A 15,635-nucleotide genomic window follows, 5' to 3' on the forward strand; every position below is an offset into this window, starting at 1 on the left:
TCTGTGGTAGTTCCTTGATAAGTTCATAAAAAATTACATCTGTTTTCATTGATGCTACTAATGGCAAACTATGCAGGCGTTTTTTTTGAATACAATACATTGTAGCTTTCTTAGAGTGCGGTACTTATGATATATATAAGAGTATTTTCTGTAATATTATGTCTTTCACCATTACAGACTTAGAGGAGCTACAAACCGAGCATCCAGAATGGCAGATGGAGCTGGTAGAGGGGAAAATCATAGTTATGGGGCCATCAGATTACGAGTCAGAGGAAATTGGCACTCGGTTGAGTACCTTCTTGAATATTTGGGTAATGTCGCGCAAGCTAGGGCGAGTGACTGGCTCTAGCGCAGGCTTCATATTACCTAGAATAGAAGAGGACGACTCGGAAAAAAGAAACCTGCGTGCCCCTGACGTGTCTTTTGTTTGGGCTGACCGACTCAAGAAGACTAAGCGCGACTTTGTAGAGTTAGTTCCAGACTTGATGGTTGAGATTAAATCTAAAAACGACAGAATCAAACCGCTCGAAGAGAAGATTCAGCTATTTTTGCAACTTGGGTCTACAGTCGGCATATTGATTGACCCTGATAAATTGACAGTAACGGTTTATCGATTAAACCAAGCTTCAGTGGTATTGCAGAATGGCGACATGCTCACACTACCAGACTTGCTACCAGGTTGGGATCTGGCAATATCAGAGTTGTGGCCACCTGAGTTTGAATAAGGCACTTCCACAATCGAAGTTGAGAATCTAGCCCTTGGTCAACACCAGGGGCTTAGTAATGTTTGTGTAATTTAGAATGCAAGGATTCTGGATTCTGTAACTGTATCTCTCCAAATTTTTTTTCTGAAGGTGATAGGAAAGCGATCGCAGTTGGGTAAGTTATATCTAGAACACACAACCACATCCTACACCCGGGAAAACACTTATGAAAACCGAATTGAAAGCAAAGTTTCTCCAACACATCCTCAACAAAAAGAAGGAAAACGAAGGTTTCACACTTATTGAATTATTAGTAGTAATTATTATTATCGGGATTTTGTCGGCTATTGCTCTACCTTCTTTCTTGAACCAAGCTAACAAAGGTAAGCAGTCAGAAGCTAAACAGTACTCTGGTTCTATGAACCGCGCTCAACAAGCATATTTCCTAGAAAATGGTACATTCACTACCGGGCTGAATTCATTAGGGATGGGTATTAAAAGCCAAACTGAGAACTACGTATACGAAATTGCTGGAAATGCAACGACCACCGGTACTAACATTGGCGTTGCTAATAATGGTAGGTCTTTGAAAGCACCACTTAAATCCTATGTAGGTGTTGTGAGTTTGTCTATACAATCAGGTACTAGTGAAGCAACGACTTTGGCAGTTTTGTGTGAGGCTGAGGAAGTTGGTGTTGGTTCAACCGCAAACCCTAATTATGATAGCAATGGAGAAGCATCTTGTCCAACAAGCTTCGTACCACTGAAATCTAAGTAGAATCCTTAGTTGTATCAAATTGATTGAAACATTCATGGAGTGGGTAGTATGTACTACCCACTTTAATTTTGTTTTAACAAAACAGAATTCAGCAGTCAGAATAAATTCTGAATTGTTGTTTAAATCCCTGCAATAGTACTCTCCTAAAAATTCTTAGTTATGACTTCTGTACAACTTCATACTGATATCACCTCCTTAGAGCAGCAAGCGCAACAATATTTCATTAAAGGCAACTACAGTCAAGCTGCTAACTATTATGAGCAAGCTATTGAAACAGAACCAGAAGTGAAATCTCACTACTGGAACTTAGGATTAATATTGCTATTGCAGGGACAAGAGACAGAAGCACAGATGACTTGGCTGGTGGGTATGGGTGAAGGAGAAGTTCAAGAAGTTGATCAGTGGACGATTGAATTGATACAGGTTCTGCAAACCGAAGCTGAACGCAGAAAGACGCTAGCAGACTATAAAATTGCTTGGGCAATTCGCCAGCATATCCGGGAAATAAATCCCACGGATGTTAACAATCTGTTGTATTTGATTGAGCTAGCTATCAAACAGGAAACGCTTATTGATGATGAATTAACTTCTCTAGGAGTGATTGACTTAATTCAGTCAGAACCAATTGTAGATATTCAGCTATTGTTGCAGGTGTTGGAAAGTATTTTCAATTACGATCCTTTACATCCCGCAGTTCCAGCATTTGCAGAAGCTTGTCTAGCTCATGTTCACGAGCCTCAATCTTTCATTAATATTTTGCTTCCAGCTACAGTTAAAATTGCCCATTCAATGCGGCAACCGAAACTTGCGGCGTTACTCCTAGAGCTATTTTTACGTCTCGAACCTGAAAACCTAGCAATCTTACGCCATCTGGGTGCTTTTTATCTCAAAGCCAATAATTATTCTAAAGGGATAGAAGTAGCAAAATTATGCTACTCACTATCAAATACATTAATTGATAAAATTTTTGCAATACATCTACTACATCGAGGATTAATGGATTGTCCTGCTTTTTGGGAAGAAGCCTGTGAAGTTTTCCAACAGCAGCAAAATATGATGATGTTACTGTTAGAAGAAAAATTTCTAAATTTGAGTTCAGAACAGGTTCTACATCTATTTAATTCCAACTATTTCGCCCCATATTTGCAAGATAATATTCAAAAAAATAGATATATTCAAAATCAAATTGCTAGTCTTTGTCAGATGAATGTAGAAAACTATGCTAGCGAAGAAGTACAACGATATCAACAGCGAACTTCTAAAGGGCGAAATAGCAAGCTAAAAATTGGATATTTGTCGCATTGTTTATCTAGGCATTCAGTCGGCTGGTTGGCGCGGTGGTTGATTCAACATCATAACCGCGAAGAATTTGATATGTACGGATATTTTATAAATTATAAACAGATAAACGATCCGCTACAAGAATGGTATGTTCAGCAATTCACTCAAGCTTATAAAGGTGGAATTTATAGTGAAGATATTGCTGAAAAAATTTACCAAGATGAAATTGATATTTTAATAGATTTGGATAGCATCACTCTAGATGTAACTTGTGAAATCATGGCGCTAAAACCCGCACCTGTGCAAGTAACATGGTTGGGTTGGGATGCTTCGGGAATACCAGCAGTCGATTACTTTATTGCTGATCCTTATGTTTTGCCAGAATCTGCTCAGGAGTACTATACAGAAAAAATCTGGAGATTGCCCCAAACCTACATAGCAGTAGATGGTTTTGAGGTGGGTATACCAACTCTACGGCGGGATTCTTTAGATATTTCTAATGATGCTGTCATTTACCTCAGCGCTCAGAGAGGATTTAAGCGTCACCCTGATACAGCAAGACTGCAAATGAAAATTATCAAAGAAGTTCCTAATAGCTATTTCTTGATTAAAGGGTTAGCGGATTCTGAAGCTGTGCAGAAATTTTTTATGCAGATCGCAGAAGAAGAGGGTGTAGGATGCGATCGCTTACGGTTTTTGCCTCAAGATTCCTCTGAAGCTGTCCATCGAGCAAATTTAACTATTGCTGATGTTGTATTAGATACTTTTCCCTACAACGGAGCTACAACAACCCTAGAAACACTCTGGATGGGTATCCCCTTAGTAACCAGAGTTGGACAGCAATTTGCCGCTCGTAATAGCTACACCATGATGATGAATGTAGGTGTGACAGAAGGTATTGCTTGGACAGATGAAGAATATATAGAGTGGGGTGTGCGCTTGGGGAAAGATGAAGCTTTACGCCAGCAGGTGGTTTTGAAACTGAAAGCATCTCGGCAAACAGCACCCCTCTGGAATGGTAAGCAGTTTACCCGTGAGATGGAGAAGGCTTACAAGGAAATGTGGCAAAGATATATTGAGGTAAAATAAGCTCGTAGTGAGCGCTTGAGCGCTCAAAATAACCTCTAAGACCATGTTTTAAAAGTTGTTGGTGATGTATCAAAGACTAGGCGTGAATAATTAAAGGTTTGTAGTAAGGGCTTCAGCCCTGAAAATAGGGCTAAAGCCCTTACTACAAGCCAATTAAATTAATTTTACATTGCATAACATAGTTTGATTTATTCTTGCCCACTTACTTATTAAAGTTAAAAGTTATCCCAATCACTACCATAATCCCGCACTGGATACTGAGTCCAACAATCACGCAGCCATTGCCGTCCACAAGCTTGTAAATACCAGTGAACACTACTTTCAACCCAGTCGTAAGGAGATTTCACTAAACCATGTTTAACTGGGTTGTAATGAATATAGTTAACAGTTGTATGGTAATGTCTTTCCGAGCGAATAGCGCGATCGCTCCAACGATACCAAATTTTTCTCTTAGTAATATTGTCCTCTATATTCCACTGGCGAGAAAGCGCACCATGTATTCTGCGAAATAAGTCACTCAATACATCAAAATTTTCAACCTGAACTAGTAGATGATAGTGATTAGGCAAAACAACCCAAGCACAAATTCTTAAGTTCGTAGTGAGCGCTGAAGCGCTCATCTCTTCATTTCCACTCCCACCAAACTTATCAAAAATCATATCTAGCAATTGCTGACGACGAAATTCAGTGTGTATATGACACTGATGCTCATAACAAGCTGCCGTTAATAAATAAAATTGCTTATCTTGTACAGGATGTGGTGGAGAGTGGGGTGGATAACCCTGGCTTAAGCGATATTTAACTAGTTCAGCTTTTTGCTCTGCTGTAAGCTTATGATATTCATACATAGATTTTTTTAGCACTAAAGTGCTTACTACAAACAATTCAAAAGTTCGTAGTGAGGACTTTAGTCCTCCTCCTTTGTAATTACAAATTTAAGCACTGAAATGCTTACTACAAACTTCTTTATAAAAGGCTTCTAAACCTGCGACACAAGCTTTATCATCAAAGAGACGATCATGATTTTGGCTCATTTTTTCTGCAATAGTACCTCGCCAAGCCTGATCTAGTCCTAATTTGACAGCAATTTCGATATATTCTGCTTCGTTTTCAGCTATAGTATCTGTTACCCCTAGCATTTTCAGGAAACTGTCAGAGTGACGACCCCGCATAAATTCTCCTGGACAGGTAACAATAGGGAGATTACAAGCGATCGCTTCTAAGGTAGTATTACCACCAGACCATGTAAATGTATCTAGATAAACGTCTGAAAGTAAGTTAATCATTAGATAGTCTAGTCGCTCTGGAATACCGAGAAATACACAGTAATCCTCGCTGTTCAAACCGATCGCAGCAAAAGCACGCTTTAGCCGTGGCTGAAGTAAAGTACCACGCAAAAACACAAATTTAGCCAGTGGAACACGTCGAGCTATTTCTGCAAAAATAAAATCATATTGCGGTAGATACTTGAAAGGAGCTTGGCAACATAAATAGATGACTACATCATTTGGTAGCTGAAAATCTGAGCGAGTTTTGATAACTGGTGGAATATATGGTTTAGGATAAGAAACGCCAATATTAGGCAAGCGAATTAATTTCTCTGAATAATGCTCTTGAGCATTTTCAGATTCCATTAACTCGCTGGATAAAAAGTAATCAATTGTGGGTAAGCCAGTTGTTACCGGATGTCCCCAAGCCGTACATTGCACAGGCGCAAGCCGCAGACCTGCCATTTGCATAGTTTGCGGATTCATTCCAATTTCAGGAAAAACTAAAATGTGCAGCTTATCAGCAATTATTTGTTCACAGACTGCTGATAAATTATGAGGAATATGGTGGAAAACATCACTATATTCTTGAAATTGTTTGGTAACTTTATCTGGTTCATTTCCTGTGTAATAACAGTAGATTTCAAAGCTTTCATGATTGCTCTGACGCAACCAACCTGTTAACCAAAGTGTTCCACTATAAGAATGCAGGTAATGCGAAACGTAACCAATGCGAATTTTTTCTTGATGCTGAAGTTTAGGCATCGATAGAGGTACACACCATTGAGGAAAGTTAGCAGCCATAATTTCATGTACTAACTTGCCATATTGACGTTGTAACTCTATATCATTTTGTGCTTGATATGATAGGTAAAAGTTAGTGAGGCGACCTATACCTGCTAAAGCACTATGTTGATATTCTATAGTTTTAAGAGACGTATGCTGAATTAAATATTGCAGTCCTTGAGTAAAGCGCTGGCGATAAAAGTTAATTTCCTCTTGATTTTCGTATATTGATGGAACTGTTAAATATTTGAGGATTTGAAAAGTATAATCATCAGGTAAGTAGTTAGCAGCATTCTCTGCACTTAATATTGCTTCTTGAATACGTCCATTCCTCCGTAAATCAATGATTAATGAAAAATGTAGCCTTCCATCTGTAGGGTAAAGCTTAATTCCTTGCTGGAGAGTATTAAAATATTCATATAGCAGGTTTAATTGTCTATAGCAATGGCTTAAATTCCAATAAATATCTACATTCCTTGATTCGATTTCTATGAGTTTTTGATATTGTGCGATCGCTTCTTGCCATTTTCCCTCACAGAATAATTTATTGCTCAAACAAAAAAAAACTGTTCAGCTTGTACTTCGCTAAAGTCTTCTATTTCATAAGATGTCAAAGTTTCTGCTTTTACTTGGTTCAGCGCGTTTATATCTTCATATTCCAAAATAATTCTTGCCTGGATGCGAGATAGTAAAGCTTTCCATTGAATATCAGCCAAGTTTGCGACTAGAGAAATTTCTAACCCTTCAGTAATATCTAAATCTTCTTCCACCAAAAGATTCATAACCACACTAGATAAAAACAGTTCAGCATCCTCAACAGCAATATTAGCAGTATTAATAAGTAGGGTAGTTTTTTTACTATCGATATGAGTTGCTACCGCCTTCATCACTCGTTGTAATTCTAAACCAATTAACTCTTCTGGTTGCGACCAATCTGGGAAAATAATGAAATTGACCTCCTTGAGGTTTAAAGACAGGAGGGTAGCATCAATCAAGGCAGAACTTACCGTTTGCGCCATTTTTGACCATAAGAATTTTTTAGTCTGTCCCAAACCCGCAGTAATTAATGAGTTGCGAATACTAGGCTTTTGCACCTCACAGAGCGCATTTGCCAGTTCATCCACATCATCATCATTTATATATATTGCTGCGTCTCCTGCTACTTCTGGAATGGAGGCATTAGGACAGGTGATAACTGGACAACCACAAGCCATTGCTTCAATCACAGGCATTCCAAAACCTTCATATTTAGAAGGATAGATTAGTGCTACAGCACCAGAGTAAGCTGTTGCTAACTCTTCATCACTGAGTTGCAGCATGTGAACAATACTACCGGATGTGTTGGCTCTAAACTCAGGTGCTAATAAACCGCCGCTTCCTGTACAGATAATATCAAATCCATAGCTATTGACAAGTTTTGAAAAACCTTGGAAGAACAAAATACTATTTTTATAACCACTTCCACCACCAACTAAAATAAAGTATGGCTTTGTAATCCCGTATTTTGATTTAAAAGCATTAACCTCTTCAGATGTTCCTGGTGAAAAAGTACTGCTAACTCCGCAATGAGCAACAGTAATAGACTCTATAGGTATGTCAGTAAAACAGCGTGCCAAGTCATGTGCTGTATGTTCTGAAATTGCTATATAACCAGATGCATATTGAATACCCTGATGCTTCTCTCGCCACATGGGATTATCCATATCCCATCCCATAACTTCTGGAATCATGTCGTATGCCATGAACACAGAAGGCGTTGTAATCGGCGTTGTATAGTAAGAAGAGATAAATAAATCTGTGCTTTCTTCATCGCAAACTTGCTGTAGCATTTCCCGGTCAGCATTAGTATTGTTATAGTCATAACGTGTAATACTGCGATATCTAATACCGGAAATTTTGGGAGCAGTTCCAGCGCGATCAAGTACAACGAGATGCTTGGCAAACCCACTGTTTACCCATTCTTCTAACAATGATTTCCAGACACGCGCAATACCAGTTTGGTAAAGTTGGAAAAATACACCGTCAACCAGAATTATTGGTGTTGGTTTCTTAATCTGTACAACTTGTTGCTGCACTTCATCTGGTTGCAAGAATCGCCAACCATTGTTGCTAAGTTCTCTCTGTGCAATTGGTACTATACCGCATGATTCAACGGTATCAACCATTGTTTCATCTCTTACCCACGAAAAATATTCGCGTAACAGAACTGGAAATTTAGTTGTTTCCTGCAAAGCTTTCCACTGTGAAACAGCATTGCTATAACCGTAGTATTGCTCTTTAAAGCGTAATTGTTCTGGTGTTACGTAAGCAAAATGTTGGAAAACTAAACCATGCTTTTCAGTCTCTTGATGCAGAAAAGGATTTACTGCTGCAACATCCCGCCATTGGCCATTTGGCAAAGGTTCTTCTAGCCTTGGTGGTTCATGTGCTATCCACATTAATCCTGGTTTATATCTCCAGGTTCGCAACCACTCTTGTCTGGGATTTTGGGCGTAACAATTACGAGTACTGATAATTATTTTTTCTCCTACAAAATACCAGCACCAATAGAAAGCAGCAGTTTTCTCCGGATTATCAATAAACATCTGTCGTGCAGTAGAAATATGCTCGACTGTCCATAACTCATCTGCATCTATTTGCCATAGTAAACATTCTTCATTTATATTCAACAATGGCTCATTAACCATTTCCCGTTTGCCATCCCAAAACACACCATCTGGCTTATGATAAACTGTAATATTGTCGGGATATTGCTGCGTTAATTCATCTAAGTATTCTGTTGTACTGTCATTGCTATGACCATTATGATGGATTTCATCGTTTATATATCCACCCAGCTTCAGACTCCATCCAGTATCGTGCTTTAATTCAGCTACACCTTCGACAATGTGCCAATGCCATTTAAAAGGAAGTTGTTTAAATATCTCAATGTGGTAACGGATAAATGGTTGACCATTGAGGACTATGGTAAAAAAGTGAATTGGTAAAGAGGGAAAAGCAATATAATTTTCATAAAAAGAATCAGAATTTGTTACTTTTTCTCCAACATCTCCATTTCTGTTTATACGATGGCACTCATAACCATGTTTAATCAGAATATCAAAACTAGATTGAGCATTGCGGTTTAATCCCTCCAACATTTTTTGCGATATCTCAAATTGTATAAAATAAATATCTTTTTTTATTAATAGTTCAGTCGCTCCCTGTAGCACATCAATTTCTGCTCCTTCAACATCAATTTTTAAATAATCAATTTTTTTAATACCGTTGTTTTTACAAAAAGAATCGAGCGTAATTGTTTCGACAATTTCAGTATTGACAATAGGGACATATTGACCAGAGCCTTGGGGGTCTAACATTTGCGGTCTGCCAATACTATTCCATGCTGAAAAATCCTCTGAAAATTCGTTAAATGCGATTTGGGTATTATCAGAATAAACTGCTTTTTGAAATGGAAGAACGTTATAGCATTTTGAGTTAGTTAATCGTTCTTTTAATTTATTAAAAGTACTCAATGTTGGCTCAAAAGAATAAACTTTACCATGACATCCTACTAATTTACTTAACAAAATTGAATAGTCACCAACATTTGCCCCAACATCAAAAACCATCATTTCCGCACGCACAATTTTGCTAACTAGCAGTTGTTCAGATATTTCATGCGGAGAAAAATAGTTATCGATTTGCTCAATTTTCTTAAATATAGAGTAACCATTACGAACATCAGCACTTTGAGCAAGTAGTACATAGTTTTTATCTGCAAGCAACTTTTGATGATTTGTATAGTTTTTAAATGTTGTAATATCATCTAGACAAATAAAAGTGGCTCCATATACTTCATCTAATTCAGCTTGACCAGTAAATTCTGAACCGTCAATTAAAACTAAATCAAAACAATCAATGTTGTTTTCATGTTTAATTGTTTGAATTCCGTTATCAGATACTCCAGAATTATTTACATACTCAATATCTTGTTGCAGCCAACCAAGCACACGCTCCAGAGGATAAAGATTTAGATTAGTATGATGGCTATTATAAAAATCAATAATTTCCTTTTCATCAGGAAATCTTTTTACAGAAATAGAAGACATATTATAACATTTTACAAAACATTCATTTTTATAACTGTTTTGTAATTCAGCAAATCTATTTTTTGAAACTTCCATGCAAAACAATATTGGCTTGTTAGGGTTTTCACGAAGCCCTGTTACAAATGCTTCGGTACTTCCTTCTCCTGAAGATGAACCAATTTCTAGAACTGTTTTAATATCTTCTTCTTTAGCAATCCTTTGAATAGCTGCATAAAATTCATCGTTTTTAATTTCCGCAGGAATCAAACGGTTAAGTTCAGAATCGGCAATTTTGTTATTCATATCCATATTATTATTTTTGGCTGTCTACTCTATTGTTCGCCCTTTCCCTCTTCTTTCTTAATCTGCTCTAAAAGAACTTTGTAATTTGGTCTGTCAGGGCGTAACTTCACCAATTTTTCCAGAGGTTGAATAGCACCCTGAGTATCTTTCAACTTTAGCCGCACATTTACCAATCCCTCCAACGCTGTTGGGTTTTCTGGTTCCCGTTGTAAAACCAGCTCGTAGCCCCGTGCTTGTTGCTGTAATACTGACTCAGCAGAAGGAGACGCAATTGCTGACTTAGGTTGGCTAGCCTGTTGGATTGCTGGGATTACTGCAAACACCGTGGAACCAATAAACGACACTAACGACACTATCGTGACAATCTTTTGTCGCCGCTCAATCTGCTTTTTACGGGTAATTACGTATTCTTCCCCCGAACCAGCCATGCCTCACATACTTGCTGTGGTAAATACTTAGGTATCAGCAAGCCTCCTGTTATGAGGTTACCCATCTGCTCAACAGAAACTAACATCTTGGCTATAAATTTTTTACACAAACTTCAAATGCTGACTCTCAAGACAAGGAAACTTTATGGTGAGCTTATGCTGTACCGACAATTTTGCCATGCGATCGCTCCTATCCTTCAAAGCAAAACCCTCCAAGTCTTATTCTCTGGGCGAAAAATTAAGATTATATAAAGATTTGCGATTATTCAGCCTAAAGTCAGATGTTTGCGATATTGTAAATAACGTTTAAATAAACAGAATCAGTAGATATTTCTACTTAATTGCAAATTTACCTGTCAGTCAAAAACTTTCAAACTAGCCCGTGTCCTATAGTTCTTCAACAAGCACACATATTTTTCGTGATTAAAACAAATAAAATTTTGCCAGTCGTGCTCAGTCACACTACATAGTGCAACCTCCCAGACGACTAATTATTTTGCTCACTGTCCACAATAGATATCTTACAAAAGGTACTGTTGCACTCTAGTGGTTAAAGGTTACAAGCAAGAAGACGGCGAAAGGTTAAAGGGAAAAGGGGAAACAGAAGCATCTTTTACCCCTTCATCCCTTAACCCTTCCCTCTGCACCTTTGCCCAGGTTCTGCAAAAAGTTTAAGGACTGCTTGGTGAATTTAGAGTTTTGTGGTGGTAATTACCGTACAAAAGCGAATTTACCAGTAATTTAGTAGAGTTTGTTATGGTATAGTTAAAAAGTTAAGACTAGCTTTACCAAAATTACACCACTCTACGATCCGGCAACAATTGCAGAATGGGAAGCAGTTTTAATTAAGTATTTACCAACAAAATCTGAATTCAATCGAGGTTATGACTCAGCAAGTGATTCACCCAATGGTGAAATTGCAGCGCAACGTGCAATCACTCATAGAATCGAACATTATCAAGCCAAGCGATAGCATCTGGAAAATCGCCTTGCTCTACGGTAATGAATGGCAGCACTGGAAACAGGAACTGCTTGACTTTGGCTTTAGTATGCAAGACCCAGTTAGTGAATTGCTAGCTGTAGAAACTTGGGATGAGGAATAGGAAATAGGGGATAGGAATTTTTAATATTCACTACTCCCCACTCGCTACTCCCCACTCCCCACTCTCTAAACTTGGCAAGCAGCTAAGGCCGCAGCTAATTCCTTGGCAGTCTGGTGGCGATCGCGTGGCAATGGTTCTGTAACGCGATCAATCACATCTCTTAATTGGGAACTAATAGTGGGAACTTTTGCCACATCAAACCTGAAGTTTCGCCCTCGTTGGCGGTAATACTTGAAAGGGTTTTCCCCTGTGAGCAGAAAAATCAGCGTTGGCCCAATTGCATACAAATCTGATTGAGTTAAAGGTTGTCCTCGTTCTTGTTCAGGAGCGCAGTAACCTTCTGCACCAATACGAGTACCGGGGGCTGTGCCAATTTCCTTAACAGCGCCAAAATCTAGCACCACTATGCGATTTAGTGAACTTCGCACCATCAGGTTAGCGGGTTTTATATCGCGGTGAATCAGTGGAGGCTCTTGGCTATGAAGATATTCTAAAATATCGCAGGTTTGGATCATCCAAGCGATCGCTTGGCTTGGCGTAACTGGCCCAGTAGTATAAACACATCTCTCTAAATCTTGTCCGTGGATTAGTTCCATTGCCAAGTATTTTTTTCCGCCTTCTACAAAGAAGTCGTAATACTTGGGAATTCCCGGATGGTTAAGGGATTTGAGAGTATACGCCTCTCGCTCAAATAATTCTTGAGCTTTGGCAATTTTTACCATATCAGCATTCATTTGCTTCAACACCAGCAATTGTGGCATACCCGCAACTTGACCAGCCGCATCCCAAGCGAGATAAGTAGTACCCATACCTCCTTGTCCGAGAGTTCGTAACACCTGATAATGGCGAATTTTCTGTTGTACTGAGAGAGGTTGGCCGCAGTGGATACAAAACAGATTATTTGGGGAGTTGCCTTCATGCGTGCAAGTGTATCTACCTTGGGCTGAGTAGAGTGTTGCAACGGCGTTTTCTTCTGTTTCTTGCATTTGTTGCGATCGCACACCAGTTTCTAGTACTGTTACATCCTGAATTTGGAATTGCAGTATTGGGCCTCCCTGTGCCAGTTGCAACAAGGAATTATCTGGTAACGGACTCTGAATTACAAGGACACCGTTGAGAAAAGTCCCATTAGTACCTTGACTAATCAGCCGCCAACCACCGCCATTGTCAGCAGAATCTACTTGTCTCAGTTCTAGATGATGCCGCGAAACTAAACTATCAGTTAAAACAACATGATTATCTGCCGCTCGACCAATCCGAATTATGGAAGAGTTCTCAAAGCACCACTGCTGGAGGGGCGTTTTCTGTTGCGGTTCTAACAGAGTCAGACTAACCACAATACAACCTACAAGTTAAGAGGATTAGGCATTGGGCATTGGGCATTGGGCATTGGGCATTGGGCATTGGGCATTAAACTTATCCGTAAATTAGCTTTTAACCCTTGACTTTTAACCCTTGATTTATAAGGTTTTGAGGTTAATTCGCTGACATGTCTATTGGGAATTGGTGATTGTTGTTTCTTCTTATTACCCATGCCCCATGCCCTATGCCCCACTCCCCATTTTTTTAACTTTCCAGATTTGGGCGTACTTTTGCCCGAACAAGTATACCAGTAATATTGTCGTGACCATTGTGTTGGTTCGCCAAATCAATTAAGTCTGTAACGCCCCGTTCTAAGTTAGCGCCAGAACTAAGTAAGGGTTCTAAGTGAGTCTGCCAATGGGTTTCTATTAAATCATTATCTGATAGACCGTCCGATACCAACAGCAGAAGAGTATCTTCATTGATCTCAAAAAAACCCACATCGGGATTAATCGAGTTTTCGTCACGAGGCCCCAAAGCTTGCGTGAGTTGGTAGGCATCCGGGCGGGCGTAAGCTATGCTTGTTTCCACTCCGCGCGTAATTTCCCGTTGCCCAACTTCGTGATCTACTGTGACTTGTTCTAGTCCCCGTTTACGCGTCAAGCGATAGAGACGGCTATCTCCCACATGAGCAACTGCTGCTTGAGTGTCTTGAATTAACAGCATTACCAGAGTTGTACCCATGCGCCCAACTCCAGAACGGGCATCTTGTTGATTGAGCTTGTAAATCGCCTCATTCGCTAAAAACACTGCCTCACGAATGCTATCTTCTGTTGGCAGTTGGTTGGTAATCCAGTGTTCTTGAAAATATTGCCGTAGGGTGTTGACTCCTAACTCACTGGCTATTTCGCCGCCAGCGTGTCCACCCATCCCATCACAGAGAATATACAAACCATGCCCTTGCAGAACTCGACTTTTGGGCAACTCCAGCTTTTGAATTTTGGTTTCAATGCCAAAGTAGTCTTCGTTATGATGACGTTGACGCCCCACATCTGTGCGTCCTGCATCTTCTAAGCTACTTAACTGCATCGCCAGCACAACAGTTGGCATATCATCAATTTTGTTAATGATATCTTCCGGCTCATCTGATTGCGGGATAATGGGCACAGCAGTATTTTTCTCCTTTATTGGGGGTAAAGTTGCGGTTCCTAGTGCTTCCAGTTCAAGAGAGATTTCCTCCAAACGCGATCGCAATTGTGCGATCGTCTGAATCTTACCTAGCTCTAAATCCCCCAACATCTGGACTACAGAGCCAAATTGAGTGCGTTGAGACTGCCTAAATAGCGCTTGCCAAACTCGGCCCAAAGCTTGAATGGTTAACGGTTGTTCTGGAATAGCAGATGTTTCGGCTTCGGCATCTTCTGGCGACTCGGTGACAGGCAAAGAATTGGATGATTCCACATACAACCTTTGTAGCGCCAGCGTTTGGTCTTCATCCAATCGCAAATTCGACAAATCTAAAAGGCTTTGACGACAACCTACTGGTTCCAATAATGCCCAAAGTTGGGTCATTTCATAACACCAGTGTAAAATTTTTAACGAACTCGTCGTTTCTTCTTGCCATAAATCGAGTAAAAGCTGCCAATGTGAGCGGTCTTCGATTATGACTACCTGCATATTTTCCTGCTGCCATGCATCGTGAATCGGCGGTATCCCCGGCTGACCTTGGCATTGTAAGGCAATATAAAGTTTAGCAAGGTGAGGAATTCCACTTGCTTCCACTGATGGCGTTAGCAAATCTGATTGCTGACTTGCTAGTATTGCCTCAATGGGTGATATTTGATACGGCTGGCAGTCTAGAACTCTCACACCCACATCAGTAATGATGGCAGTTTCCGTTTGGGCAGGTAGCGGATCTAACAATTGATAGCGCTCTTGAGAGTCTAAATACGAGCCTAATGCAATTTGAGAACTAGCGGATAGAGGAGATGATGAAGATATTGCTCCCTCATCTCCCTCATCTCCCTCATCTCCCTCATCTCCCTCTACTCCCCTATCTCCTTCATCTTTCTCTACTCCCAAAGCTTTCCCAGTCGTTTCCTTAGCAATAATTGCCCAAAACACTGTTCCACATTCCGTGCCACAGTTATGACAACGTAGTGCATTCACAGGTACATCTTCGGTACTGCATTCAGGACAAACCTTGTGAGTCAGGGATGTGCCACAGCTTTGGCAGAATTTGTTGCTATTGGGGTTTTCAAATTTACACTGAGGGCAAATCAGCATAGTGGAAGTTCCTTTATTCCCGTTCCAAGGTGCTTCTAGCCACTAAGATCCAAGGTGCCACAATTGGCTGTCCCTGACTACAGTAGACCTATAAGAGATTGTAGTTTATCAATGAATTTTGGTGGCAGTATTAATTGTGACGCATATTAGATGAATATTTAATATATTGGCAGGTAATTGCTTATAAATGGGGAGTGGGGAGTGGGGGAAGCAGGGGAAGATGAGGGAGAAATCAAT

11 protein-coding genes are annotated in these 15,635 nt (G+C 39.8%); 4 read left to right on the top strand and 7 right to left on the bottom strand.

The window, feature by feature from the left end; all coding sequences use genetic code 11:
* Window positions 1-158: 158 nt before the first annotated feature.
* From LC586_RS20355 to LC586_RS20365, 3 genes are all read left to right on the top strand, one after another.
* Window positions 159-725, top strand: a complete 567-nt coding sequence (locus LC586_RS20355; RefSeq protein WP_229486523.1) for a Uma2 family endonuclease — start codon at window positions 159-161, stop codon at window positions 723-725.
* A gap of 205 nt (window positions 726-930) precedes the next feature.
* Window positions 931-1,482 (top strand): type IV pilin-like G/H family protein, encoded by a 552-nt coding sequence (locus tag LC586_RS20360; RefSeq protein WP_229486524.1) that lies wholly within the window; start codon window positions 931-933, stop codon window positions 1,480-1,482.
* A gap of 159 nt (window positions 1,483-1,641) precedes the next feature.
* Window positions 1,642-3,852, top strand: coding sequence for an O-linked N-acetylglucosamine transferase, SPINDLY family protein (locus LC586_RS20365; protein ID WP_229486525.1), 2,211 nt, complete (start codon window positions 1,642-1,644; stop codon window positions 3,850-3,852).
* A 215-nt stretch (window positions 3,853-4,067) separates the two neighbouring features.
* On the opposite strand, the gene LC586_RS20370 is transcribed toward LC586_RS20365, so the two are convergent.
* The 4 genes from LC586_RS20370 to LC586_RS20385 all read right to left on the bottom strand — a co-directional run bounded on the left by LC586_RS20370 (window position 4,068) and on the right by LC586_RS20385 (window position 10,707).
* The gene (locus tag LC586_RS20370; protein ID WP_229486526.1) at window positions 4,068-4,700 is read right to left on the bottom strand and encodes an REP-associated tyrosine transposase; all 633 of its coding nucleotides are present in this window, start codon (window positions 4,698-4,700) and stop codon (window positions 4,068-4,070) included.
* Window positions 4,701-4,787: 87 nt separating this feature from the next.
* Window positions 4,788-6,461: an O-linked N-acetylglucosamine transferase, SPINDLY family protein gene (locus LC586_RS20375; protein ID WP_229486527.1), complete on the bottom strand. Its 1,674-nt coding sequence runs from the start codon at window positions 6,459-6,461 to the stop codon at window positions 4,788-4,790.
* Window positions 6,458-10,279: an FkbM family methyltransferase gene (locus LC586_RS20380; protein ID WP_229486564.1), complete on the bottom strand. Its 3,822-nt coding sequence runs from the start codon at window positions 10,277-10,279 to the stop codon at window positions 6,458-6,460. The genes LC586_RS20375 and LC586_RS20380 overlap by 4 nt, the downstream gene beginning before the upstream one ends.
* Before the next feature lie 29 nt (window positions 10,280-10,308).
* Window positions 10,309-10,707: a tetratricopeptide repeat protein gene (locus LC586_RS20385; RefSeq protein ID WP_229486528.1), complete on the bottom strand. Its 399-nt coding sequence runs from the start codon at window positions 10,705-10,707 to the stop codon at window positions 10,309-10,311.
* 884 nt (window positions 10,708-11,591) lie between these two features.
* Between LC586_RS20385 and LC586_RS20390 the strand changes: the two genes are divergently transcribed.
* A complete protein-coding gene (locus tag LC586_RS20390; RefSeq protein WP_012407469.1) occupies window positions 11,592-11,810 on the top strand; it encodes a DUF4327 family protein in 219 nt (72 codons plus the stop codon).
* 65 nt (window positions 11,811-11,875) lie between these two features.
* Here LC586_RS20390 and LC586_RS20395 read toward each other — a convergent pair whose 3' ends face one another.
* Genes LC586_RS20395 through LC586_RS20405 form a run of 3 tightly spaced genes read right to left on the bottom strand, consistent with a single transcriptional unit; the run spans window position 11,876 to window position 15,398 of the window.
* Window positions 11,876-13,147 carry a protein kinase domain-containing protein gene (locus LC586_RS20395; protein ID WP_229486529.1) on the bottom strand — a complete coding sequence of 424 codons (1,272 nt, stop codon included), beginning with the start codon at window positions 13,145-13,147 and terminating at the stop codon, window positions 11,876-11,878.
* An 8-nt stretch (window positions 13,148-13,155) separates the two neighbouring features.
* Window positions 13,156-13,344 (bottom strand): hypothetical protein, encoded by a 189-nt coding sequence (locus tag LC586_RS20400; RefSeq protein WP_229486530.1) that lies wholly within the window; start codon window positions 13,342-13,344, stop codon window positions 13,156-13,158.
* A gap of 32 nt (window positions 13,345-13,376) precedes the next feature.
* Window positions 13,377-15,398, bottom strand: a complete 2,022-nt coding sequence (locus tag LC586_RS20405; RefSeq protein ID WP_229486531.1) for a serine/threonine phosphatase — start codon at window positions 15,396-15,398, stop codon at window positions 13,377-13,379.
* Window positions 15,399-15,635 lie beyond the last annotated feature (237 nt).

The sequence above is a fragment of the Nostoc favosum CHAB5714 genome, assembly GCF_020829495.1.
Lineage (GTDB): Bacteria > Cyanobacteriota > Cyanobacteriia > Cyanobacteriales > Nostocaceae > Nostoc > Nostoc favosum.